Annotated in this window: 23 protein-coding genes; 12 read left to right on the forward strand and 11 right to left on the reverse strand. The window is 69.0% G+C overall.

Going from position 1 to position 22,478, the window contains the following annotated elements; genetic code table 11:
• The first annotated feature begins 1 nt into the window (after window position 1).
• From H074_RS27325 to H074_RS27340, 4 genes are read left to right on the forward strand one after another with little or no spacing between them, the layout of a single operon-like run.
• The gene (locus tag H074_RS27325) at window positions 2-2,638 is read left to right on the forward strand and encodes a sensor histidine kinase (protein ID WP_007033314.1); all 2,637 of its coding nucleotides are present in this window, start codon (window positions 2-4) and stop codon (window positions 2,636-2,638) included.
• Window positions 2,635-3,060 (forward strand): roadblock/LC7 domain-containing protein, encoded by a 426-nt coding sequence (locus H074_RS27330; RefSeq protein ID WP_005156032.1) that lies wholly within the window; start codon window positions 2,635-2,637, stop codon window positions 3,058-3,060. Before H074_RS27325 ends, H074_RS27330 begins: the two co-directional genes overlap by 4 nt.
• Before the next feature lie 20 nt (window positions 3,061-3,080).
• Window positions 3,081-3,461, forward strand: a complete 381-nt coding sequence (locus H074_RS27335; protein ID WP_007033315.1) for a DUF742 domain-containing protein — start codon at window positions 3,081-3,083, stop codon at window positions 3,459-3,461.
• Window positions 3,439-4,032: a GTP-binding protein gene (locus H074_RS27340; RefSeq protein ID WP_007033316.1), complete on the forward strand. Its 594-nt coding sequence runs from the start codon at window positions 3,439-3,441 to the stop codon at window positions 4,030-4,032. Before H074_RS27335 ends, H074_RS27340 begins: the two co-directional genes overlap by 23 nt.
• 100 nt (window positions 4,033-4,132) lie before the next feature.
• On the opposite strand, the gene H074_RS27345 is transcribed toward H074_RS27340, so the two are convergent.
• On the reverse strand, window positions 4,133-4,753 hold the full coding sequence (locus tag H074_RS27345; RefSeq protein ID WP_007033317.1) for a TetR/AcrR family transcriptional regulator: 621 nt from the start codon (window positions 4,751-4,753) through the stop codon (window positions 4,133-4,135).
• 91 nt (window positions 4,754-4,844) lie between these two features.
• Here H074_RS27345 and H074_RS27350 point away from each other — a divergent pair, with 91 nt between their 5' ends.
• Window positions 4,845-5,945, forward strand: coding sequence for a lipase family protein (locus H074_RS27350; protein WP_007033318.1), 1,101 nt, complete (start codon window positions 4,845-4,847; stop codon window positions 5,943-5,945).
• Between the two features lie 134 nt (window positions 5,946-6,079).
• Here the strand turns inward: H074_RS27350 and H074_RS27355 are convergent, their stop codons facing one another.
• Genes H074_RS27355 through H074_RS27380 form a run of 6 tightly spaced genes read right to left on the reverse strand, consistent with a single transcriptional unit; the run spans window position 6,080 to window position 10,483 of the window.
• Complete coding sequence (locus H074_RS27355; RefSeq protein WP_007033319.1) at window positions 6,080-6,787, reverse strand: urease accessory protein UreD; 708 nt, start codon at window positions 6,785-6,787, stop codon at window positions 6,080-6,082.
• The gene (gene ureG, locus H074_RS27360) at window positions 6,784-7,491 is read right to left on the reverse strand and encodes an urease accessory protein UreG (RefSeq protein ID WP_039923523.1); all 708 of its coding nucleotides are present in this window, start codon (window positions 7,489-7,491) and stop codon (window positions 6,784-6,786) included. The genes H074_RS27355 and ureG overlap by 4 nt, the downstream gene beginning before the upstream one ends.
• Window positions 7,481-8,155 (reverse strand): urease accessory protein UreF, encoded by a 675-nt coding sequence (locus tag H074_RS27365; RefSeq protein ID WP_007033321.1) that lies wholly within the window; start codon window positions 8,153-8,155, stop codon window positions 7,481-7,483. The genes ureG and H074_RS27365 overlap by 11 nt, the downstream gene beginning before the upstream one ends.
• Window positions 8,155-9,876, reverse strand: coding sequence for an urease subunit alpha (locus H074_RS27370; protein WP_007033322.1), 1,722 nt, complete (start codon window positions 9,874-9,876; stop codon window positions 8,155-8,157). Before H074_RS27370 ends, H074_RS27365 begins: the two co-directional genes overlap by 1 nt.
• A complete protein-coding gene (locus H074_RS27375; RefSeq protein WP_007033323.1) occupies window positions 9,876-10,169 on the reverse strand; it encodes an urease subunit beta in 294 nt (97 codons plus the stop codon). Before H074_RS27375 ends, H074_RS27370 begins: the two co-directional genes overlap by 1 nt.
• Window positions 10,170-10,180: 11 nt before the next feature.
• Window positions 10,181-10,483, reverse strand: coding sequence for an urease subunit gamma (locus H074_RS27380; protein ID WP_007033324.1), 303 nt, complete (start codon window positions 10,481-10,483; stop codon window positions 10,181-10,183).
• A 292-nt stretch (window positions 10,484-10,775) separates the two neighbouring features.
• Here H074_RS27380 and H074_RS27385 point away from each other — a divergent pair, with 292 nt between their 5' ends.
• The gene (locus tag H074_RS27385; RefSeq protein WP_039923558.1) at window positions 10,776-11,924 is read left to right on the forward strand and encodes a citrate synthase 2; all 1,149 of its coding nucleotides are present in this window, start codon (window positions 10,776-10,778) and stop codon (window positions 11,922-11,924) included.
• A 30-nt stretch (window positions 11,925-11,954) separates the two neighbouring features.
• On the opposite strand, the gene H074_RS27390 is transcribed toward H074_RS27385, so the two are convergent.
• Together H074_RS27390 and H074_RS27395 are read right to left on the reverse strand one after the other, a co-directional pair.
• Entirely contained in the window at window positions 11,955-12,557 is a 603-nt protein-coding gene (locus H074_RS27390; protein ID WP_007033326.1) for a TetR/AcrR family transcriptional regulator, read from the reverse strand.
• Between the two features lie 23 nt (window positions 12,558-12,580).
• Window positions 12,581-14,272 (reverse strand): SDR family oxidoreductase, encoded by a 1,692-nt coding sequence (locus tag H074_RS27395; RefSeq protein ID WP_007033327.1) that lies wholly within the window; start codon window positions 14,270-14,272, stop codon window positions 12,581-12,583.
• A 1,553-nt stretch (window positions 14,273-15,825) separates the two neighbouring features.
• On the opposite strand from H074_RS27395, the gene H074_RS27400 reads away from it, so the two are divergent.
• Genes H074_RS27400 through H074_RS27425 form a run of 6 tightly spaced genes read left to right on the forward strand, consistent with a single transcriptional unit; the run spans window position 15,826 to window position 21,614 of the window.
• Complete coding sequence (locus tag H074_RS27400) at window positions 15,826-16,770, forward strand: endonuclease domain-containing protein (RefSeq protein ID WP_007033329.1); 945 nt, start codon at window positions 15,826-15,828, stop codon at window positions 16,768-16,770.
• Window positions 16,771-16,830: 60 nt separating this feature from the next.
• Window positions 16,831-17,670, forward strand: coding sequence for an ABC transporter ATP-binding protein (locus tag H074_RS27405; protein WP_085941022.1), 840 nt, complete (start codon window positions 16,831-16,833; stop codon window positions 17,668-17,670).
• Window positions 17,667-18,479: an ABC transporter permease gene (locus H074_RS27410; RefSeq protein WP_007033331.1), complete on the forward strand. Its 813-nt coding sequence runs from the start codon at window positions 17,667-17,669 to the stop codon at window positions 18,477-18,479. Before H074_RS27405 ends, H074_RS27410 begins: the two co-directional genes overlap by 4 nt.
• On the forward strand, window positions 18,476-19,636 hold the full coding sequence (locus H074_RS27415; RefSeq protein ID WP_007033332.1) for a sensor histidine kinase: 1,161 nt from the start codon (window positions 18,476-18,478) through the stop codon (window positions 19,634-19,636). The genes H074_RS27410 and H074_RS27415 overlap by 4 nt, the downstream gene beginning before the upstream one ends.
• Entirely contained in the window at window positions 19,633-20,253 is a 621-nt protein-coding gene (locus H074_RS27420; RefSeq protein ID WP_005156061.1) for a response regulator, read from the forward strand. Before H074_RS27415 ends, H074_RS27420 begins: the two co-directional genes overlap by 4 nt.
• Before the next feature lie 14 nt (window positions 20,254-20,267).
• On the forward strand, window positions 20,268-21,614 hold the full coding sequence (locus H074_RS27425; RefSeq protein WP_007033333.1) for a serine hydrolase domain-containing protein: 1,347 nt from the start codon (window positions 20,268-20,270) through the stop codon (window positions 21,612-21,614).
• Here H074_RS27425 and H074_RS27430 read toward each other — a convergent pair.
• The gene (locus H074_RS27430; protein ID WP_007033334.1) at window positions 21,611-22,120 is read right to left on the reverse strand and encodes a hypothetical protein; all 510 of its coding nucleotides are present in this window, start codon (window positions 22,118-22,120) and stop codon (window positions 21,611-21,613) included. The genes H074_RS27425 and H074_RS27430 overlap by 4 nt on opposite strands.
• Entirely contained in the window at window positions 22,120-22,437 is a 318-nt protein-coding gene (locus H074_RS27435; RefSeq protein WP_039923525.1) for a hypothetical protein, read from the reverse strand. The genes H074_RS27430 and H074_RS27435 overlap by 1 nt, the downstream gene beginning before the upstream one ends.
• Window positions 22,438-22,478: the final 41 nt, after the last annotated feature.

A 22,478-nucleotide genomic window follows, 5' to 3' on the forward strand; every position in this document is an offset into this window, starting at 1 on the left:
CATGAGGCACGGGAAGTCCCGGCCGGAACGCGTCGCGCGTTCCGGGTTGCTCGCCCACCTCGGCATCCGGGGCAAGCTCAACCTGCTCCTGATGCTGCCGCTGACCGCCGTGGTCCTGGTGTCGGTGCCTTACGTCGCCGGGGAGATCGACGACGCCCGGTCCGCCCGCACCACCGCCGACGTCGCGTCGCAGGCCCGCGCGCTCGGCACGCTCGCCTGGGAACTGCAGCGGGAGCGGTTGCTGACGGCGCACTACATCGCGTCTTCGTCGGCGAGCAGTTCGGCGATGCTGAAGCAGCAGAGCGTCGTCGCGGAAACGGTGAACCAGGTGCGTTCGCAGCTGAGCGCGGACGCACCGGAGGAACTCGCGGCGGCGCTGGTGCGCATCGGGTCGCTGAACGAGATCCGGGAGAACGCGCTCCGGCGCGGCGCCTCGCTGGACAGCGTGGCGCGGACGTACCACGCGGTGATCGACGCGGTCATCAACTCGCTCCGCCTCGTCCCGCAGCAGACCAGTGACGCGGAAGGCACCCGGCAGCTGACCGCGCTCGACGCGCTGCTGCGCGCGAACGAGGAGAACTCGTTGCGTGGCATGGCGTTGATCATCGTGCTGGTCACCCCCGAATCCGGCGCGCCGGTGCTGGCCGACGCGAAGCAGCAGTCGTCGCTGTTCCTCGAACGGTTCGTGCAGCAGGCCGACGTCAGCCAGGCCACGCAGGTCGTCGCGGTCGAGCAGGGCGAGACGGGCCGCCGGGTCGACGCGCTGGAGAGCAGGCTCCCGGAGGCACGGGGCCCGCAGGCCGTGCAGAATTTGCTGCCGGACATCCTCGGCGCCGTCGACGCCCAGTCGAACCAGCGACGGCTCACCCAGGACGCGGTCACCACCGGCATCACCGACGCCGCGACCGCGCGGGCCGACGCCGCCCAGAACCTGGCGTGGACGATCGGTATCGGCGCCGGTGTGCTGTTCCTGCTGGTCGGTGGTCTCGCGATCGCGGTCAGCCGGTCGATCGCGGATCCGCTGCGGAAGCTGACCACGGCGGCGACTTCGGTCGCGGACCTCGCGAGCACCGAACTGGTCCGCGTCACCGACACCGAGCAGGACGAAGAACTCGCGCCGCGGCTCGCCACCATCGACGTGTCCTCGCAGGACGAACTCGGCAAGCTGGCCGAGGCGTTCAACCGGGTGCAGTCCACCGCGGCCGAACTGGTGGAACGGCAGACCGTCACGCGGCGCAACGTCGGCCTCATGTTCGCCAACGTCGCGAAGCGCACGCAGAACCTGGTGGGCAGGCAGCTCGCGCTGGTCGACGAACTGGAGCGCAACGAGCAGGACGTCGCCCTGCTGGCGAGCCTCTACCGGCTCGACCACCTTTCCACCCGCCTGCGCCGGAACGCGGACAACCTCCTCGTCGTTTCGGGGAACCGCGACGAGGCCCGGATCTCCGGTCCGATCGAGCTGTCGACGGCGCTGCGTTCGGCGCTCGCGGAGATCGAGGACTACCAGCGGGTCCGGCTCGGTTCGATGGGTGACGTCCTGCTGTCGTCGCCGTTCGGCTCCGATCTGGTGCTGATCTTCGCCGAGCTGCTGGAGAACGCGACGTCCTTCTCCCCGCCGGAGTCCTTTGTGGACGTCGGGACGAAGATCCTGCCCGACGGCTCCTGCCTGATCGTGATCGTGGACCAGGGCATCGGCATGACGGCCGAACGGCTCGCCGAGGAGAACCGGCGGCTGGTCGAACGCGAGCGGCTCGAACTGGCGCCGACCAGTGTGCTCGGGCTGTTCGTGGTCGGACGCCTCGCGCGGCGGCACGGGCTCAAGGTCGAACTGACCGAGACCGAGCCGGGCGCGGGCATCACCGCGCGGCTCACCGTCCCGCCGAATCTGCTGACCTACCGGCCGCCCGCGCCGAAGTCCGTCCCGGCGCCGCCGGTGTGGCCGACGGCCGAACCGGGTGACGAGGCCGAACCGCCGTCCCGGCCCGAGCCGCGGGAGAAGGCCGGACACGAGCCGCCGGCGCTGGCGATCGCCGGGATGATCCCGCGCGACGGTCAGCGTCCCAAGGACTTCCGGTGGTTCCGCAAGACCGACGGGGAGATCCCGGAACCCGCGCCACTGCCGACACCGCTGCCGACACCGCTGCCCGAACCGTTGCCCGCGTTCCAGGCCCCCGCGCCGACGCTGACCGCCGCCGATTCCGGGGAGACCCGTGGCGGGCTGCGGCGGCGGGTCAAGGGTGCGCAGCTTCCCGGCGCCCCCGAAGCGCCGGCGCGGCAGAAGTCCAGGCATGATCCAGAAGCGGCCAAAGCGGCCTTCGACGGTTTCGAGGCCGGACTCGCGAAGGCCACCGCACCGCCGGCGACCGACCCGGCTCCCCCGCCCATGCCGACCCCGACACCGGTGCCCGCCGCCTCCCGCGGCGGTCTCACCAGGCGGGTCCCCGGTGCCCAGCTGGCGCCGGGACTGGCGAAAGGACCGGCCGCGCGGCATCAGACCGCGCGGGCGGCGCTGAACACCACCAAGCCCAAGGGCATGCGTGACCCCGAGGCCGAGCGTGCCGCGTTCGACGCCTTCAGTGACGGGTTGGAGAAAGCCGTCAACCCGGAGATGGAACAGAGAGAGAAGAGCAAGAGATGACGACCGGAGTCAGCGTCGAAGCCCGGAACTTCAACTGGTTGGTGACGCGCTTCGCACAGAACACGGCGAGCGCGATGGGCGCGATCGCCGTCTCGGCCGACGGCCTGCTGATCGCGATGTCGTCCGAGCTGGAACGGGCCAACGCCGACCGGCTGGCGGCGATCTGCTCGGCGATGCTCGGCCTCGCGCACGGTGTCTCCGAGAGCCACCCGCTCGGTTCGCCCGACAAGATCATCATCGAGCTGGAGCAGGGTTACCTGCTGGTCTGCACGATCAGCATCGGTTGTTCGCTCGGCGTGCTCGCCACCAAGCAGGCCAGCCTGGGCACGATCGCCTACGAGATGGCGATGTTCGCCAACCGGGCGACCGAGGTGCTCACCCCCGCGCTGATCGAAGAACTCAAGAAGAGCGTCGGCAGCTGAACTGACTAGGGGACAAGGGAATGAGCGACGATCAGGTACCCCAGCCGCGAGGCGCCGGACAGGGCATCTCGCGGCTACGCCCGTATCTGCTCACCGCCGGCCGCGCGCAGCCGGTGGACGGCACGCTCGAAATCGAGGCTCAGGTGCTCACGAGCAGGCTCGGCGCGGCATCGCACGCGAGGCTGACCTTCGAACGACGGGAGATCGTTTCCCTCTGCCGGGAAACGAAATCCGTCGCCGAAGTGGCGGCGATGCTCGGCCTGCACATCGGCGTGGCCAGGGTGCTCGTGGCGGATCTCGCCGCACTCGGCTACGTCGTGCTCCGTCGCCCGGCCGGAGCCTTCACCCAGGACCTCGGCATGATCGAAAGGGTCATTCGTGGACTCGAATCAATTCGCTGAACCGCCGTCGGCCAAGCCGCCGACTCCGGTCAAGATCGTCATCGCCGGCGGATTCGGGGTCGGCAAGACGACCACCGTCGGCGCGATCTCCGAGATCAAACCGCTGACCACCGAGGCCGCGATGACCTCGGCGGGTGCGGCCGTCGACGGCTCCGGCGGGGAGGTGCCGTCGAAGACCACCACCACGGTGGCGCTGGACTTCGGCTGCATCACCATCGACGAAGAGGTGAAGCTGTACCTCTTCGGCACGCCGGGTCAGGACCGGTTCGGGTTCATGTGGCACGACCTCGTGCTGGGCGCGCTGGGCGCGCTCGTCATCGTCGACACCCGGCGGCTCGACGACTGCTATCCGGCCGTCGACTACTTCGAGAAGGCCGGACTGCCGTTCGTGGTCGGGGTGAACGTCTTCGACGGCTCGCTCAAGCACGACCTCGAAGACGTGCGCTGGGCACTCGCGGTGAGCGAGGACGTCCCGCTGATCACGTTCGACGCACGAGCTCGGCTTTCGGTGCGGGACGCGCTGCTGGCCGTGCTGCACAACACCTTCCGGCGCGCTTCCGCCGCCTCCTGACCCTCTCCGCCCTCGCCCCGCCCTCGCAATTCGGCACCTGCTTGCGATAGTTCGTCCTCGAACCACCGCAAGCAGGTGCCGAATTGCGGCAGGGCAGGGGTCAGGCGGGCCGGGTGATCGCGGCCAGCATCAGGGCCCGGAGTTCGGCGGCGACGTCGGCGACCGGAAGCGGCGGGGTGTGCGCCTGCCACTCGCGCAGCAGTCCGGTCGCCGCGCCGACGAGCGCGATCGCCGTCAGGTGGTAGTCGCGATCCGGCGCCACGCCGTGCGCGGCGGCGTGCCGGGCCTCGGTCTCGATGAACGCGGCCCACCGGTCGACCCATTCCTGGTGCTGCGCCTCCAAAGCGGCACTGACCCCGACGGCCTCGACGTAGTTCAGCCGCGGCATCCGGGGATCCGACGTCACCGTGCCGACGAAGACGTCCAGCAGAGTCCCGATCCGGGTGACCGCGTCAGCGTCCTCCAAGCGGTCCAAGGTGCCGGTGACGTGCTCCAGCGCGAGGGCGTTGATGCGCTCGTGCAGGGTGAGCAGCACCTTCTCCTTGCTCTCGAACTCCTCGTAGAAGTTCCGCGTCGAGACGCCGGCGCGCGTGCACAACTCGGTGATCTTCGCCTGCTGGTAGCCCGTCGAGGTGAACAGGTCCAGGGCCGCCGAGAGCAGGCGTTCACGCCGTTCGGCGCGCCGTTGCTCGGGCGCGACTCCGCCGTAGGTGCGGGCCACTCGACCTCCCCCGATTCGGTAACAGGGATTGCCAGATGGTAGCAACACCGCCTACATTGCGAAAATCTCAATTACCAAACTGGAGGCTGAAATGCGCCTGGCGCTTCGGACAGTTCTGGTCTCAGCCCTCGCAGCCGCCCTGACAGCCGTGCCCGCCGCGCAAGCCGCGCCGAGCGCCCCCGGGGATCTGGTCGACTACGAACCGGTCGTCGCCACCGCCCCGGCGAAGGCATGGAAACTCGACTACCGCTCCACCTCTGCCACCGGACAGCCGAACACGGTGTCGGGCATCCTGCTGGTCCCGCACACGCCGTGGACGAAGGGCCCGCGCCCGCTGGTCACCTACGCCGTCGGCACCCACGGCCTCGGCGACCGCTGCGCGCCGTCGACCCGGCTGACGAACGGGTCCGAGAACGAAGTCCTCCTGATGGGCCAAGCGCTTTCGCGCGGCTGGGCGGTCGTCGTGACCGACTACGAAGGCCTCGGCACCCCGGGCACGCACACCTACGCCGTCGGCCAGTCCGAAGGCCGGGCCGTCCTCGACGCCGCCCGCGCGGCCTCCCGGGTCCCCGAGGCCGGCCTGTCCAAGACCGGGCCGGTGGGCGTTTTCGGCTACTCGCAAGGAGGTCAGGCCGCGGCGTTCGCCGGTGAACTGCAGCCGTCCTACGCGCCCGACGTCAACCTGGTCGGTGTCGCGGAAGGCGGCGTCCCGGCGGACCTGAACGCGGTCCTGAAGTTCAACGACGGTGGTCCGGCGTTCGGCCTGGTACTCGGTGCCGCCGTCGGTTACGCGACCGCGTATCCGGAACTGCCGTTCACCGAGGTGCTCAACGCGAAGGGTGAGAAGGCCGTCGCGAAGGTCAAGGAAGCGTGCACCGTCGAACTCGGCGCGGCGGCGCCTTTCGCGCGGCTCAACGACTTCACGACCGTGCCGAACGTTTCGTCGGACCCGCGCTGGCAAGCCCGGCTCGGCGAGAACCTGGCGGGCAAGACCAAACCGGGCGCGCCGGTCTACCTCTATCACGCTTCACTGGACGAACTGATCCCCTTGTCCGTCGGCAAGGGCCTGCGTGACCGCTACCGCGCCCTCGGCGCCGACGTCACCTGGCAGGAGTTCCCGCTGCTGGGACACATCGGCGGCGTCTCGGCGGGCGGTCCGGTCGCGATGACCTGGCTGGGCACCAAGTTCTGACAGGGCAGCACGCGTGACCGGGGACGGAACTCGCGTGCTTAGAGGCGGATCACGCAGTTCCACCTCCAAGCACGCGAGTCACGGCTTCAAGCACACGAGTGACGGGTTCCGGGACCAAAGGCGGAAGCCAAAGGTCACCCGCGGTCGTCGAAGATCCGGAGCGCGCTCACGGCGTCCGGCGCCAACGACGTCGTGAGCGTTCCTCCCGCGGCGAGCGGCGTCCGCGACCACCACTCGCCGGATGCCGCGGGAACCGAAGGGCCCCCGACGACCAGATCGGTCGCCAGCACCCGCCGTCCGGCGAGATGCGCGAGACTGGAGTCCAAAGTTGAGTCTCCGATCTCCAACGTCTGCCGCAACACCGGCACTTCACCCCGCGTGACATGCTGCGTCGTCACCAATGAACCGGCCCGCTCACCGGCCCTGCCCAGGACCAGCACCTCCCGCGCGTGCAAGAAGGCGTCAGGCGCCAAAGTGGCCCGGAACACGGCGGTGTGCCGCGCCCGGGCGGTCACCACGGTCGGCTCCGGCAGGTACTCCAGCGAACCGCCCGCATCCACGACGACGTCCACAAGAGACGAACTTCCCTCGCCGTGAAGGCCGGGAAGAGCGATGGTCGCCGCGACCCCGGAGAGCCGTAGCGAAGCACCGGCACCGACACGGATGGTCAGCTCGAGTTCGTCGCCACCCAACGGCGAGGTCGCCGAATTGACCAGGTGCACCACCGCCGTCACACCGGTGCCCCGTTTGGGAAGGAGCGTGATCGGCGCCATCGAGCGCAGCTCACGCAGTACGGTCCGGCCGCCCTCGAAGCAGGCGGTCAGCCGCGCGTGCGCCTTCACCCCGCGCGGACGGGGAGGAGCGAACGGACCCAGTCCGCGACCGCCGGCGCGTTCGGGGTGTCCACAAGAGACTGTGTGATCACCGGAAGTCCTCCCCGCATCCGGTGCGCGTCCGAGGTCATCACGTCCATGTCCGCGCCGACCAGATGTGCGATGTCGATCTTGTTGATCACCAGCAGATCCGCCGTCGTGACGCCCGGCCCGCCCTTGCGTGGCACCTTGTCGCCGCCGGCGACGTCGACCACGAAGACCTGGCTGTCGGCGAGTCCCCGGCTGAACACCGCGGTGAGGTTGTCCCCGCCGCTTTCGATGATCACCAGGTCCAGCCCCGGGAACCGCTCCTCCAGCCGTTCGACGGCGTCGAGGTTCGCGGTGATGTCGTCGCGGATCGCGGTGTGCGGGCACGCGCCGGTCTGCACGGCCTCGATCCGCGCCGGGTCGAGCACTCCCGCCTTGCGCAGGAAATCGGCGTCCTCGGTGGTGTAGATGTCGTTGGTGACGACGGCGAGGTTCACCTCGTCGCCGAGCGCCCGGCACAGCGCCGCGGTGAGCGCGGTCTTCCCGCTCCCCACCGGGCCGCCGATCCCGATCCGGTACGCGCGGCCCGCGGTCGGCGCCTGGTCGAAATGATCGGGTTCGGCGGCGGTCGGGTCGAAGTTGACCGGGTGCACGTGACCGTGTCCGTGACCGTGCTCAGCTGGCAAAGAGACGCACCTCTTCCTTGTGGTGCCGGGCGTGTGCCTCGGCGAACAGATCCAGCGCCGGGGAACCCGGCGCCGGGAGATCGGCCGGATCGTCGCCCGCGACCTCGGCGGCACGCAGGGAAACCTCCCGGACCTCATGGGAAAGCCTTGCCACGACGGCGTTGACGGCGAACGGGTCGAGACCGAGCAGTCGCACGGCCGCGCTCGCGGGTCCGCTGACGGCGAGGTAGGCCACCGCCATCGCGGCGTCGAAGGGTACCCCGACCAGGGCGCCGACCACCACCGGATGATGCGGTCGCGGGGTTTCGTTCAGCAGCTGGGAAAGCACCGAGGACGGCCACGCCGCCTTGCCCGCCCTCGCCGTCCCACGGCCTTGTGCGCGCGACGCCTCCCGCTGCGCGAGCGAAGGCGTCCTGGCGTCGAGTTCGAGATCGAGCCGCCGCCAGTGTCCACTCCGGACGTTCCGCGCGGCCGCGTGCGCCGAGGCGGCGGCGAACACCGCGGCCAGCGAACCGGCGGTGCGCAAGCGCCCGGAGAGGAAGCCAGGCAGGTCGCGTTCGTGCGTGATCAGCTTCCTGGCGACGGCCTCTTCGAGCCCGCCGGAATGGACGTGGCCGCCCCCGGGGAAGCGGGAGTCGGCGAGGATGAGCGCGGAGAGGTCCATCAGAACAAGAAGTACCTTTGCGCCATGGGCAGTTCCGTCACCGGTCGCGGCTCGATCAGCTCGCCGTCGACGTGCACGGCGAAACTGTCCGGATCGACCCGGATGTCCGGCGTCGCGTCGTTGAGCACCATGTCGGCCTTGCCCCGCGAGCGAGTGTTCGCGATCGGCACGAGCTTCCGCGCGATGCCGAACCGTTCGGCCACCCCGCTTTCGAGAGCTTCCGGCGCCACGAAATGGAAGCTGCTCCCGGCGGCGACCACCGGGGCCGCGCCGAACATCGGCCGCGCGAGCACCGGCTGCGGTGTCGGGATGGACGCGTTCGCGTCGCCCATCGCCGCCCACGCCGGGAAGCCGCCCTTGAGCACGACATGCGGCCGGATACCGAAGAACTTCGGTTCCCACAGCACGAGATCCGCCAGTTTCCCGACCTCCACCGAGCCGATCTCACGGTCCATCCCGTGCGCGATCGCAGGGTTGATCGTGTATTTGGCGACATAGCGGCGAGCCCGCAGATTGTCGGCCGCACCGTCGCCGGGCAGCGCGCCGCGTCGCCGTTTCATCACGTGCGCGGTCTGCCAGGTCCGGATGATCACCTCACCGATCCGGCCCATCGCCTGCGAATCCGAGCTCATCATGGAGATCGCGCCGAGGTCGTGCAGGACGTCCTCGGCCGCGATGGTGGTCGGCCGGATCCGGCTTTCGGCGAACGCCAGGTCCTCGGGCACGGACGGGTTCAGGTGGTGGCAGACGACGAGCATGTCGAGGTGCTCGTCGAGGGTGTTCGCGGTGTGCGGACGCGTCGGGTTCGTCGACGACGGCAGGATGTTGGGCAGTCCGGCGACCTGGATGATGTCCGGCGCGTGCCCGCCGCCCGCGCCTTCGGTGTGGTACGCGTTGATCGAGCGGCTCCGGATAGCGTCCACAGTGGACTCCAGGAAGCCCGCCTCGTTCAGTGTGTCGGTGTGGATCGCCACCTGGACACCGGATTCGCCAGCCACGGTGAGGCACGCGTCGATCGCGGCCGGGGTGCTGCCCCAGTCCTCGTGCAGTTTGAACCCGCCCGCGCCGGCGGCGAGCTGTTCGCGCAAGGCCTCGTGCCGGACGGTGTTCCCCTTGCCCAGCAACAGGACGTTGACCGGCTGGCCGTCCATCGCCTGCAGCATCCGGCCGAGGTTCCACGCGCCGGGCGTGACGGTGGTGGCCTTGCTGCCCTCGACCGGTCCGGTCCCGCCGCCGACGAGAGTGGTGAGGCCGGACGCCAAAGCGGTGTCGGTCAATTGCGGGCAGATGAAGTGGACGTGGCAGTCGATCCCGCCCGCGGTGAGGATCTTCCCGTTGCCGGACAGGACCTCGGTCGACGGGCCGACGATCAGCGCCGGGTCCACGCCGTCCATCGTGTCCGGGTTGCCCGCCTTGCCGATGCCGATGATCCGGCCGTCGCGGACGCCGACGTCGGCCTTGACGATCCCCCAGTGGTCCAGGATCACCGCGCCGGTGATGATCAGGTCCGGCGCGCCTTCGGCCCGGGTCGCCATTCCCTGGCCCATGGATTCGCGGATCACCTTGCCGCCACCGAACAGCACCTCGTCGCCGCTGCCGGACGGTCCCATGCTGCGGTCTTCGGTGACTTCGACGAGCAGATCGGTGTCCGCGAGGCGGATCCGGTCGCCGGTCGTCGGTCCGAACAGTTCGGCGTAACGCTCGCGATCGATCGACGGCATCAGGACTCCATCCGCAATCCGGGCACCGTGCGGTTCCCGGCCAGCGGGACGAGGTCGACTTCGCGTTCGACGCCCGGTTCGAAACGCACCGAAGTTCCCGCGGGCACGTCGAGACGATGTCCTCGCGCGGCTTCGCGGTCGAATTCGAGCCCCGGGTTGACCGCCGCGAAATGGTAGTGCGAACCGACCTGGACGGGCCGGTCGCCGAGGTTCCGCACGAGCAGCCGGACCCGCGGCCTGCCCGGGTTCAGCTCGACCGGCCCGTCGCCGGTGATGATCTCCCCTGGTCGCACTCGCGGCCTCCCTAAACGATCGGGTCGTGCACGGTGACGAGCTTCGTGCCGTCCGGGAAAGTGGCTTCGACCTGGACGGAATCGACCATCTCCGGCACTCCGTCCAGCACCTGCGCCCGCGAGAGCACCGAACGCCCGCTCGCGACGAGTTCGCTCACCGTCCGGCCGTCACGGGCGCCTTCGAGGACGTGATCGGTGATCAGGGCGACCGCCTCGGGATAGTTCAGCAGGACCCCGCGTTCCAGGCGTTTGCGAGCCACGTCCGCCGCGACGTGGATGAGCAGTTTGTCCCGTTCCTGGGGGCTCAGGTGCATGGGAAAGGTCTATCACCGGAAAGCGCGCGCCGCCGGTTCTCGAAACACAGGATTTACCTCGGCGTCCGGTACACGCAAAGTGAACGAAACCGTAACTCTTCGCGTACGAAGGCCGATTTCACTGAATCGTTCTCGTAATCGTGACCGAAAGCACCACATCTTTCGATTGCCCCAGGCCCCGACGTGGAGCAAAGTTTGTCCATCCGTGCGATGAGGCGCGCCTTCGCTGCGTGTATCCCGTCCACGCATGAAACACAAAGCCGGGGAATGCGCGTCGAAAGGTTTCACCACAGTGAGTACCTCCACGATCAGCACCAAGCCGTCCGACCAGGTCGACGACGGTTTCCGACCGGGTCTCGAAGGTGTGGTCGCCTTCAAGACCGAAATCGCCGAGCCCGACCGTGACGGTGGCGCGCTGCGCTACCGCGGTGTCGACATCGAGGACCTCGCCGGCAAGGTGACCTTCGGTGATGTCTGGGGTCTGCTCGTCGACAGCCGCTTCGGCCACGGGCTACCGCCCGCCGAGCCGTTCCCGCTGCCGGTGCACACCGGCGACGTCCGGGTCGACGTCCAGGCCGCGCTGGCCATGCTCGCCCCCATCTGGGGCTACCGGCCGCTGCTCGACATCACCGACGACGAGGCGCGCGACCAGCTGGCCCGCGCCTCCGTGATGGCGCTTTCGTACGTCGCCCAGTCCGCCCGCGGCATCGGGCAGCCCGCCGTCCCCCAGACCCGGGTCGACGAGGCGAAGTCGATCACCGAACGCTTCATGGTCCGCTGGCGCGGCGAGCCCGACCCGGCCCACGTCAAGGCCATCGACGCCTACTGGGTCTCGGCCGCCGAGCACGGTCTCAACGCCTCCACCTTCACCGCCCGGGTCATCGCCTCGACCGGCGCCGACGTCGCCGCGGCGCTGTCCGGCGCGATCGGCGCCATGTCCGGTCCGCTGCACGGCGGCGCGCCGGCGCGGGTGCTGCCGATGATCGAAGAGGTCGAGAAGACCGGTGACGCGGTCGGCCTGGTCAAGGGCATCCTGGACCGCAAGGAACGGATGATGGGCTTCGGCCACCGGGTGTACCGCGCGGAGGACCCGCGGGCGCGCGTGCTGCGCCGGACCTGCCAGGAGCTCGGCGCGTCGCGCTACGAGGCGGCCGCGGAGCTGGAGCAGGTGGCGCTGAAGGAGCTGCGCGAGCGGCGTCCGGACCACCCGATCGAGACCAACGTCGAGTTCTGGGCGGCCGTGATCCTGGACTTCGCCCAGGTGCCGCCGCACATGATGCCCGCGATGTTCAGCTCGGCCCGCACCGCCGGCTGGGCAGCGCACATCCTGGAGCAGAAGAAGACCGGTCGTCTCGTGCGCCCCTCGGCCAAGTACGTCGGGCCGGAGCCGCGGAAGCCGGAAGACGTCGAAGGCTGGGACCTGGTCGCGAAGCAGTCCTAGGCTGGGATCTCGTGAGTGGTAAGGACGGTTCTAACCGTCCTTACCACTCACGAGGCCCACTGCCTGCTCGTGTCGTTCGGTCGTCGCGAGCATCGCCGTGAGCTGATCGACCAGCCAGCCGTCCAGCACCTCACGCGGCACGGAACGCTCCTGCAGCCAGCTCAGCAGAGCGCCTTCCACCACCGCGGTCCAGCAACGCAAGGTCAGCAGGAGCATCGGCGAGGGTTCCGGCACCACCAGCGCGCCGAGGATGAGCTCTACGGCGCGGTTGCGGACCTCGTCGATCGCCGCGTCCGTCTCCGACGTCGCGATCACCGAGCCGCTGCGCAACAGCGCGACATAGCCCGCGCGGTAGTGGTCGGCGACGTCGATCAGGCCGCGGACGGCGGCCCGCAGCCGGGTTTCGGGCGGGCCTTCCTCAAGTCCGGCGAGGCCGTCGATGAGCCCTTCGGTGACCGTCTTCAGCGCCTCGACCTGCAGTTCCCGCAGGCTCGAGAAGTACCGGTAGAACAGCGGCCGCGAAACCTCGGCGCGGGCGATGATGTCGTCGACCGTGACGAGTTCGGGCGCGCGCGAGCCGAACAGGTCCAGCGCGGCGCGGATCAGATCCTCACGGCGCGCCTCCGGCGACATCCGGCGAGGGCGTCTGGCGGAGGTCACGGGGTGACGTCCAGTTTCGCCGCGGCCCGCAGCAGTCCGGGGGTGAGCCGGGAGAGGACGAGCGCGGCCTTGGCCTCCGGGGTCGACGGCTGGATGGCCTTGTCCTTCTCGACGGCGCGCAGGATGTCGCGCGCGACCTTCTCCGGACCGAAGCCGCGTTTCGCGTACAGCTTGCTGCTCGACTTCTGGCGCCGCTTCTGCTCGATGTCGTCGACGCCGACGAACCGGGTGGTGCTGGTGATGTTGGTGTTCACGATGCCGGGACAGATCGCGGTGACGCCGATGTTCTCGGCGGCCAACTCGGCCCGCAGGCATACGCTCAAGGTCAGCACGGCGGATTTCGTGGTGGCGTACGCGGAAAGGATCTTCGACGGCAGATAGGCGGCGGCCGAGGCGACGTTGACGATCTGGCCGCCTTCGGCCCGCTCGCGCATCTGCTCGGCGAAGACGCGGCAGCCGTGGATGACGCCCCACAGGTTCACGTCGATGAGGCGTTCCCAGTCCTTGACCGTCGTGTCGAGGAACGGGCCGGACAGGCCGATCCCCGCGTTGTTGACGACGATGTCCGGGACGCCGAACTCCTCCTTGACCCGCTGGGCGAACTTCTCGACCGCTTCGGCGTCGGAGGAGTCCACTGTGTACTCGCCGACGGTCGCGCCCTTGTCCCGCAGGAGTTTCGCGGTGTCCGCGGCGGCCGAGCCGTTGATGTCGGTGATGACGAGATCGGCGCCCTTGTCCGCGAACGCGAGCGCCGTCGCACGGCCGATCCCGCTGCCGGCGCCGGTGATCACTACGAGCTTGTGCGCGAAACCGCCCGACCGGGCCCGCTTGAGCGCACGGCTCTCCTCACCGCCTTCGACATGGTCGATCAGTTCGGCGGTGGCGTCGGCGATCACCTGTGGTTTCTCGCGGACCACCCAGTGCGTGCCGACGATCCGGCGGATCCGGAGGTCCGGCGCCCAGCGCTCGATCTCGGTCTGCAGCGGCGTGGTGACGAACTTGTCGCCGGTGGGCGCGAGCACCTGCACCGGGATCTCGGCGTGCCGCGGCCGCGGCCGGGAAAGGCGCGTGAACATGTTGGCGCGGTAGAGGTTGAGCCCGTACAGGCCGTCCGAAGTGGACGGGGCCGCGGCCGCCGGGTCCATCCGGCCGATGAGCGCGCCCATCGCGCCCGTACGCCAGAGCACCTGCGGGATCAGGGGGATCTGGAACCCGAGGATGTAGGTCGAATGCGCCCATTGGACGAGCGCGTTCTTGAGCCGTTTCGGGTTGGGGCGCACCTGCGCGCGGAACCACGCGCCCGCGTGGTCGAGGCTCGGCCCGGAGATCGACGTGAACGACGCGAGCCGTCCGCGCAGCCTGTCCCCGGTGACCGAATGCCAGGTCTGGATGGAGCCCCAGTCATGCGCGAGCAGGTGGACCTTGCCCTCGGGCTGGACCTCGTCGACGACCGCGGCGAGGTCATCGGACAACTGGTCCAGTTTGTAGGACCCGCGTCCCGAAGGCTTGTCCGAACGGCCCGCGCCGCGGACGTCGTAGACGACGACCCGGTAGCGGCGTTCCAGCGAGGCGGCGATGCCGTCCCACATGGAGCCGTTGTCCGGATAGCCGTGGACGAGCACCACCGTGGGCGCGTCGTCGACACCGGTCACCCGGACCGAGAGGCGGACACCGTCGCTGGCCGTCACCCACTTGTGAGACATAGTGTCATGTTAGACAACATGTCAATAAGGCCTGATCCGGCCGCGGTTCAACAGTCAGTGACCACTCGAGTTCCAGAACCAGTCGGCGGCGCGAGGGCCGCCGAACACCGCCTCGACAGGCCAGCTGTATCCGGTGATCGCCAGAGCCGCCTTGCGCGACGACGTACACCCCGGCGTGTATCACCCAGTTCCGGAGCGGGTTCGCGCGCTTGTTCGCCTCCTCCGTCACCGATTCGGCCGCTTGCGAACTGTCCTCGATCATGCGGGGCACCGGCTTTTCCTTTTGTGACAACGTTTTTCGTGGTTCCACGGGAAACAGGCGACGCGCCGGCCGGCGTCCGAGCCGTAGAGCTGACCCGCCAGGAAGGTCCCGATCGTCGCTCCGAGTAGCGTCGCGCTCTCGTAGATCCCCATCGCCCGGCCGAGGCCCGAACAGGACTCACATGACCGCGAGCACCGCCGAGCTCGGTCAACGCGACGAGCGCGAGTATCGGGCGCATCCTCTTGCCCGATTGCGGCAGTCGTGGTGCGCACTGCTCTCGCACCTGCGCGGACCTCGCGAGCCCCTCCCCCGCCCTGGCCCGCAACGCGACCCAGAACAGCGCGCCGCCAAGAACAGTGGCCGGATAGGCGACCCCGATGTCCGACGCCACCGCGTAGACCACAAAGGACTGTCTATAGAGGACAGCCCGGCGGCCGCGATCCGGCCCGGTCGCCCCGGTCCGCGAGCGAGCCCGCCATCGGCCGGACCACTCCCCACCCACAACGGCAGGAGGAAATCCAGGACCTCCGCCGGGCCCTTGGTCAGCGCCATGGCGAGCTGGTTCTCCTCCGCTCGCCGTTTCTGCGCCACTTCGTCTACCCCAGTACCCCTGTTCGGATACGACTGAATTCTAAAAAGTGGCGGTCAGGCGAGGCGGCTTGGCCGGACGGCAAGGTGGGTCGCGCAGAGGTAGGACTGTGTGGATTTTGGGACGTCAGATGTCCCAAAATCCACACAGTCACGGTCCGCCCGCCGCAGGAGAGAGGATGCGTCCGTGCCGAAGATCGTGGACCGCGCCGAACGTCGCCCTCCTGCGCATCGTCGCGCGCGAAGGCGTCGAGGCCGGGGTGTCCGCGGGCGCGGCGCAGAAGTACTTCTCCACCAAGGAGGATCTGTTCCGATTCGCCCTCGACATGACGAGCGAGTTCCTGGAACAGTGCTGGAAAACCCTCGATCAGTCCGGCAACCTACGCCTTCACCGACCGCGCCGCCGTCCGGCCGTCCTGGGCCGAGTTCATCCGCACCGGCTACGACGAACTCGCGGCAATCACGACGCAGTACATCTCGATGGCCCAGTCGGCCGGCCACGTCCGGGACGACCTCGCGCCTCCGAAGGCTTCGCGCAGCGCACGCTCACCCCGCTCACCCCACGCAATTAGTCACCTACTTGCGCCGGATCGGCCGGTTGTACACAGGCCGGGGTGGTTGTGGACAAGTAGCCCGAAGTTGATCTTGAAACGGCGGTGGCGGCAGGAGCGGATGCCATCGTCGAGGCATGCCCAGAAACCACTACGCGGAAGTCGCCGACTTCTCCGGCCCCTTCCTTGGCAGCCGCGCCGTCAGCGAAGGTGATCTCACCCGTTCACAGCTCCGGTCGGGGCCGTACAACCGGCTGTTCCAGAATGTCTACGTCCCGATCCGCATTCCGCAGGATCACGTGCTCCGTTGCAAGGCGGCGATCCTCGCCGCACCGGCCAGCGCGGTGTTGACCGGCTGTTCGGCCGCGACCGTACGCGGCTTCCCTTTCGCGCTCGACAACGATCCGGTCGAGTTCGTCATCCCCGAAGAAGAAGGGTTCCATTTCCAGCGTGGGATGCATTTGAAGCGTTCCAGGCTGATCGGTGAAGATTTCGAGCCGTGGCGAGACGGCCGCATCGCGACTCCGCTGCGCATGACCATGGACATCCTGGCCAACACCCGGCTCCATCGTTCGTTCCCCAGGGTCGTCGGTCTGGTCGACGCACTGATCCATGCCGGTTTCGTCGAGCGCGAGCAGCTGGAGAGGTACTTCGAGCACCGTCATGACCACGGCATCGTGAGGGCGAGGAAGGCGCTGGAGCTCTCCGACGGCAGAGCCGAGTCCATCCCCGAATCCGAGGTCCGGACCTGGCTGCGGATTCACGACATCGAGGCGGAGCCCCAGGTGGAGGTCTACCGTGGCGAGCGCTTCCTCGGACGGCTCGACCTCGCGATCCGGGAGGCGAAACTCGCCATCGAGTACGACGGCGCTTGGCATCTCGAAGGGGAGCAACCCCGGCTGGACGCCGAGCGGCGGACGCTGATGGAAGCCGACGGCTGGCGGTTCATCGTGATCACGAAAGAAGAGCTCTACGGCGATCCGAAGGCCATGGTCGCTCGCGTACGGGACGCGCTCCGTGCAAGCCCCCTTCCGCAAGTAGGTGACCAATTGCGGGGACACCGGTGTCCATCGATCGGTTGACAGCCGGGTTCAGTCCAGCGGACGTCCCGTGAACCCCGCCCCGCACAGCACGATCGACGTATGAAAACGGCAGTGAAAGTGCGTGGCCTGCGCAAGGAGTACCCGGGCCACACGGCCGTCGGGGGTATCGACCTCGACATCGAACAGGGCGAGGTGTTCGCGCTGCTCGGCCCGAACGGGGCGGGCAAGACGACGACGGTGGAGATCCTGGAGGGCCACCGCAAGCGGACGTCCGGCGAGGTCGACGTCCTCGGCGAAGATCCCGGCACCGCGGGTCGCGCTTGGCGGGCGAGGCTGGGAATCGTGTTGCAGACGGCCAACGACGCCGCCGAGCTCACCGTCGCCGAGACCGTCCGGCACTTCGCCCGCTACTACCCGGATCCCCGTGACACCGAAGAAGTGATCGAGAAGGTCGGCCTGACCGAGAAGGCGGGCGCCCGCGTCAAGAACCTTTCCGGCGGGCAACGGCGTCGCGTGGACGTCGCGCTCGGGATCATCGGGCGGCCCGAGCTGGTGTTCCTCGACGAGCCCACGACCGGGTTCGACCCGGCGGCCCGGCGCCAGTTCTGGGAGCTGATCAGGAGTCTCGCCCGCGAAGGCACGACGATCCTGCTCACGACCCACTATCTCGACGAGGCCGAGGCACTGGCCGACCGCGTCGCGGTCATCACGCGTGGCGCGATCGTCGCCGAGGGGACACCGCAGACGCTGGGCGGCCGGGCGACCGCGGAGGCCACCGTCCGCTGGGCCGACGAGCACGGCAGCCACCAGGAACGCACCCATTACCCGGCCAAGCTGATCCGTGAGCTTTCCGCCGACGGCTGCGAACCGTCGGAGCTGACCGTCCACCGCCCCACCCTCGAAGAGACCTACCTCGACCTGATCGGAGAAGCCCGATGAGCACGCTGACCCTCCCGGGCACCTTCTCGCTCGGCCTCGTCAGGGGCGCCGCGGAGATCAAACAGTTCTTCCGCATCCGTGAGCAGGTGATCTTCACCTTCGCGTTCCCGTCGCTGCTGATGATCCTGCTCGGCTCGATGCTGAACTCCTCGATGCCCGGCATGGCGATCACGACCGGTCAGGTGCTGGCCGCGGGCATGATCGGCTCCGGCATCGTCTCGACGTCGTTCAACAGCGTCGGCATCGGCCTCGCGTCCGATCGTGAAGCCGGTGCGCTGAAACGGCTTCGTGGTACACCGATGCCCGCCGCGTCCTACTTCATCGGCAAGATCATCCTGGTCGGCGCGACGAGTATCGCCCAAGTCGTGCTGATGTCGATCGTCGGCAGCCTGTTGTTCGACCTGAGCCTGCCCACCGACCCGGTGAAACTGCTGACCGCGCTGTGGGTCTTCCTGCTCGGTGTCACCAGCTGCACGCTGCTGGGCATCGCGCTCGGTTCGGTGACCGAATCGGTCAGCGGCGCGGTCGCCGTGGCCAACCTGATCTACATCGCGCTGCAGTTCATCTCCGGCGTGTTCGTCACGCCGATCACCAATCTGCCGAAGGTTATGGTCGACATCGCTTCGTTCTTCCCGGTGAAGTGGATCTGCCAGGGCTTCCGCTCGGTGTTCCTGCCGGCCGAAGCCGCGACACAGGAAATGGCGGGGACATGGGAACTTCCGATGGTGGCACTGGTGCTGACGGCGTGGTGCGTCGCGGGACTGCTGCTGGCGAAGCTGACGTTCCGCTGGTCGAACGAAGGCAAGTGAACGCCTGGGAGCGGTTCTACTGGCTCTGGGAGGTCCTGTTCGGAGTCACCTTCGTCGCGACGACGGCCTTGGTGCTCTTCGAAGACGGGGCGACGACGGACAAAACGGTCGCGATCCTGTGCTTGACCGGCCTCGGCGTGGCCTACCTGGTCCGGGGACGCCGGCTCATCAAAGGCCCGGACCACGAACGCACGCCGTGGCTGTTCGCCGGGGTGGTGATGCTCTTCCTCGCGGGCGCCGGCTTCGCCAGCACCACCTCGAGTTTCATCCTGTTCTTCGCGTGCCCGGTGCTCTTCATGACGCTGTCGACGAAGGCGGCGTCGGTCCTCACCACGGTCGCGGTACTGCTGGGTCCGGCGTCGTCGATCGCCCGAGGCGGCTTCGATCAGCCTTCTTTGCGCATCCTGCTGCCGATGACGGCGATCCTGATCGTCTTCAGCATCCTCGCCGGTCGCTACACCACCCAGATCATCGAGCAGAGCAAGAGCAGGGCCACGTTGATCGAACAGCTGAAAGCCAGTCAGGCGGAGGTCTCCCGGCTCTCCCGGGAGGCGGGGACGGCCGCCGAACGCGAGCGCATGGCCCGCGAGATCCACGACACGCTCGCGCAGGGCTTCACCAGCATCGTGACGCTGACCCAGGCCATCGAGTCCGAAATGGACACCGATCCGAAGGCGGCCCGCCGTCACCTGGAACTGGCGGCACGGACGGCGCGGGAGAACCTGGCCGAGGCGAGGGCGATGGTCGCGGCGCAGGGGCCGACGGCGCTCGCCGCCGCGTCACTGGAGGAAGCCTTGCGCCGTCAGGTGGAACGCCTGACCGAGGAGACCGGGATCGAGGCGTCGATCGAGGTCGGCGGCCCGCTGCCCGCGCTTCCGATGGCCACCGAGGTCGTCCTGCTGCGCGGGGCGCAGGAGGCGCTGAGCAACATCCGCAAACACTCCCGCGCCACCACGGTCTCGCTCCGGCTGTCCGTTATGGACGGACGAGTCCGGCTCGGCGTGACCGACGACGGCACCGGATTCGACCCCGCCGCGCCCACCGGCGGCTTCGGTCTGGCGGGGATGCGGGCGCGCACCGATCAGGTCGGTGGCATCGTGACATTGAAGAGCGAACCCGGTACGGGGACGACGCTGGAACTGGAGGTGCCCGCGTGATCACGATCATGCTGGTCGACGATCACCCCGTGGTGCGGGAAGGCCTGCGCGGCATGCTGGAGGCCGAGCCGGACCTGAGCGTCATCGGGGAAGCGGGCTCCGGCGACGAGGCCGTCGCGCTGAGCCGGGTCAAGCAGCCGGACGTGATCCTGATGGATCTGCGGATGCCCGGTCTCGACGGCGTCGGGGCGACGCGGAAGATCCTCGCCGACCGGCCGGGCCAGCGGGTCGTCGTACTCACCACCTACGAGACGGACGCGGACATTCTGCGCGCGGTCGAAGCGGGAGCCTCCGGCTACTTGTTGAAGGACGCTTCGCGCACGGAACTGGCCGGCGCGATCCGTGCGGCGTCACGCGGTGAAACCGTGTTGGCGCCTTCGGTTGCCGGAAAGCTGGTGAACCGGGTGCGCAACCCGACGGCGTCGCCGTTGTCGGCGCGCGAAATCGAAGTACTCCGGCTGGTGGCGCAGGGAAGCACGAACGCCGACATCGGGCGGACGCTCCACATCAGCGAGGCGACCGTCAAGACCCACCTGCTCCGGACGTTCGGAAAACTGGACGTTTCGGACCGCACGGCGGCTGTGACCACCGCTATGCGACTCGGCCTGCTCGGGTAGGCAGAATGCGTCCCATGCTTGCCTCGACCGAATTGGCGCTGCTTCGCCGCCTCGCGCACGAGCAATCCTCGTGCCGCGCCCCGTCCATCGTCGCCGCCGTCGTCCGCGACGGAGAGCTCGTCTGGTCCGGAGGACGCGGACGCGTCGACGGCGAGACACCCGGTGCCGACACGCAGTACCGGCTCGGCTCGATCACCAAGACACTCGTCGCGACGGCCGTCATGCGGCTGCGCGACGAAGGCAAGCTCGACCTCAACGACCCGCTCGAACGGCACCTGCCGGGCACCGCGTTCGGCTCGGCCACCATCGCGCAGCTGCTGTCGCACACCTCGGGCCTGACCGCGGAATCGCCCGGCTCCTGGTGGGAGCGCACGGTCGGCGCCGATTGGGACGCGCTCGTCGAGAGTCTCAAGGACGGCGCAACGCGGCTGCGGCCGGGCAGCCGGTTCCACTACAGCAACGTCGGCTACGGCGTCCTCGGCGAACTGGTCGCCCGGCACCGCGGGCAGTCGTGGCTCGACGTCATCCGCGCCGAGATCCTCGGCCCGCTCGGCATGACCCGGACTTCGCCGCATCCGGAAGGCGCGCACGCGAACGGATTCGCCGTGCACCCCTTCGCCGATCTCCTCATGCCGGAGCCGTCGCCGGACGCGGGCGCGATGGCCCCCGCCGGGCAGCTGTGGTCGACGGTCACCGACCTCGCCCGCTGGACGGCGTTCCTCGGCGGCCACACCGGTGGCGTGCTGAGCGAGCAGACCGTCGCGGAGATGCGCGAAATGGTCACCGTGGACGACGGCGACACCTGGACCACCGGGTTCGGCCTCGGCGTCATGCTGGTCCGCACGGAGGGCAGGCGGCTGGCCGGGCACACCGGGTCGATGCCGGGCTTCCTCGCCTGCTCGCTGGTCGACGGAGGCGCCGACATCGGCGCGCTGGTGCTGACGAACTCGACGGCGGGCGTCGGCATCACGCAGCTCTGCCTCGACCTGATGAACCTGACCGAACAGCACGAGCCGTCCATGCCCGCCGAATGGCAACCGTCCACTGTGGACCCAAAGCTGCTGGAGCTGACGGGGTTGTGGCACTGGGGCCCGACGCCGTATCACCTCCGGCTGCTCCCGGGCGGCCTGTTCTCGCTCGCGCCGACCGACGGCCCCGGCCGCGCGTCGCGGTTCGCGCCGGTGGGTGAGGACACCTGGGTCGGTCTCGACGCCTACTACGCGGGCGAAACGCTGCGGGTCGGGCGGGACTCGGCGGGGAAGCCGAACCACCTCGACCTCGCGACTTTCATCTTCTCGCGGACCCCGTTCGACCCGGCCGCGCCCATCCCGGGCGGCGTCGACCCCGACGGCTGGCGCTAACGGAAGCGGAAGGCGGCGGTCGTGAATTCGCGGCCGCCGTCGGCACACACCAGGACGTCGCCGTAGTGGGCGTCGCCGACGACCCACATCCGGCGCGGGCCGCGCAGTGAATCGGCGAGTTCGTCCGGGCAGTCCTCGATGACGAACTTCGCCGGGTCACCGTTGAGGACGGCCCACCCTCGCGCGGTCTCGGCGTCCGGATCCAGCGTGGCGGTGACCCGGGTCCACGGTCCGAGCACGACGTCGAGAACGCCCTGACGACGCCGGATCGTGAACCGCAGCGCCGTCCACCACTGGCGGGTCCTCGGCGAAGAGATCTCTCCCGGGAGGTCGCCGTGCACCCAGCGCGGCAGGCCGGGGACGAACACGAGCACGAGCGTCGCCACGAAACCGACGATCGCGCCGATGGTGGCCGTGTCGTCCCAGTCGCGGAAGATCCAGTGCCCGGCGAGCGCGAGGAGGTACAGGAACAGAAAGCCCCATCTGGGGCCCCACGAACCGGGCATCAGGCAGCGGGGGTGTGCCCGACGGCCGTCCCCACCGCCGCGATGAACTTGCGGGCGATGCGCTTGCCCTCGCCCCAGTCGACGAAACCGAACTTCAGGCTCGTCTGGATCGCCAGCCCCGAGCCCTCCGGTGTCCGTTCGACCTTCACGGTGACCGTCTGCCCGTAGCTGAACAAGCCCATGCTGGTCGAGAAGGTGACATAGCCCGCGGCCGCGTCGTAGAAGGGGTTCTTCCCCTTGACCGCCGTGACCCCGTTCGGAAGGGCCTGCCACAAGGCCTCTGGGGGCAGAGGGAAACGCTCATGCACTGTCGCCATGAGCCGAGAAGCTACCCGCCGGTCGGCGAGCGTGGGAGCGC

This window comes from Amycolatopsis decaplanina DSM 44594 (assembly GCF_000342005.1).
Lineage (GTDB): Bacteria > Actinomycetota > Actinomycetes > Mycobacteriales > Pseudonocardiaceae > Amycolatopsis > Amycolatopsis decaplanina.

Coding starts and splice junctions, on each gene's coding strand:
- H074_RS27435 (WP_039923525.1), bottom strand. CDS start 22,437: ATGGCGACAGTGCATGAGCGTTTCCCTCTGCCCCCAGAGGCCTTGTGG.
- H074_RS27350 (WP_007033318.1), top strand. CDS start 4,845: ATGCGCCTGGCGCTTCGGACAGTTCTGGTCTCAGCCCTCGCAGCCGCC.
- H074_RS27325 (WP_007033314.1), top strand. CDS start 2: ATGAGGCACGGGAAGTCCCGGCCGGAACGCGTCGCGCGTTCCGGGTTG.
- H074_RS27400 (WP_007033329.1), top strand. CDS start 15,826: ATGCCCAGAAACCACTACGCGGAAGTCGCCGACTTCTCCGGCCCCTTC.
- H074_RS27425 (WP_007033333.1), top strand. CDS start 20,268: ATGCTTGCCTCGACCGAATTGGCGCTGCTTCGCCGCCTCGCGCACGAG.
- H074_RS27390 (WP_007033326.1), bottom strand. CDS start 12,557: ATGTCGCCGGAGGCGCGCCGTGAGGATCTGATCCGCGCCGCGCTGGAC.
- H074_RS27430 (WP_007033334.1), bottom strand. CDS start 22,120: ATGCCCGGTTCGTGGGGCCCCAGATGGGGCTTTCTGTTCCTGTACCTC.
- H074_RS27405 (WP_085941022.1), top strand. CDS start 16,831: ATGAAAACGGCAGTGAAAGTGCGTGGCCTGCGCAAGGAGTACCCGGGC.
- H074_RS27330 (WP_005156032.1), top strand. CDS start 2,635: ATGACGACCGGAGTCAGCGTCGAAGCCCGGAACTTCAACTGGTTGGTG.
- H074_RS27335 (WP_007033315.1), top strand. CDS start 3,081: ATGAGCGACGATCAGGTACCCCAGCCGCGAGGCGCCGGACAGGGCATC.
- H074_RS27380 (WP_007033324.1), bottom strand. CDS start 10,483: ATGCACCTGAGCCCCCAGGAACGGGACAAACTGCTCATCCACGTCGCG.
- H074_RS27365 (WP_007033321.1), bottom strand. CDS start 8,155: ATGGACCTCTCCGCGCTCATCCTCGCCGACTCCCGCTTCCCCGGGGGC.
- H074_RS27370 (WP_007033322.1), bottom strand. CDS start 9,876: ATGCCGTCGATCGATCGCGAGCGTTACGCCGAACTGTTCGGACCGACG.
- H074_RS27410 (WP_007033331.1), top strand. CDS start 17,667: ATGAGCACGCTGACCCTCCCGGGCACCTTCTCGCTCGGCCTCGTCAGG.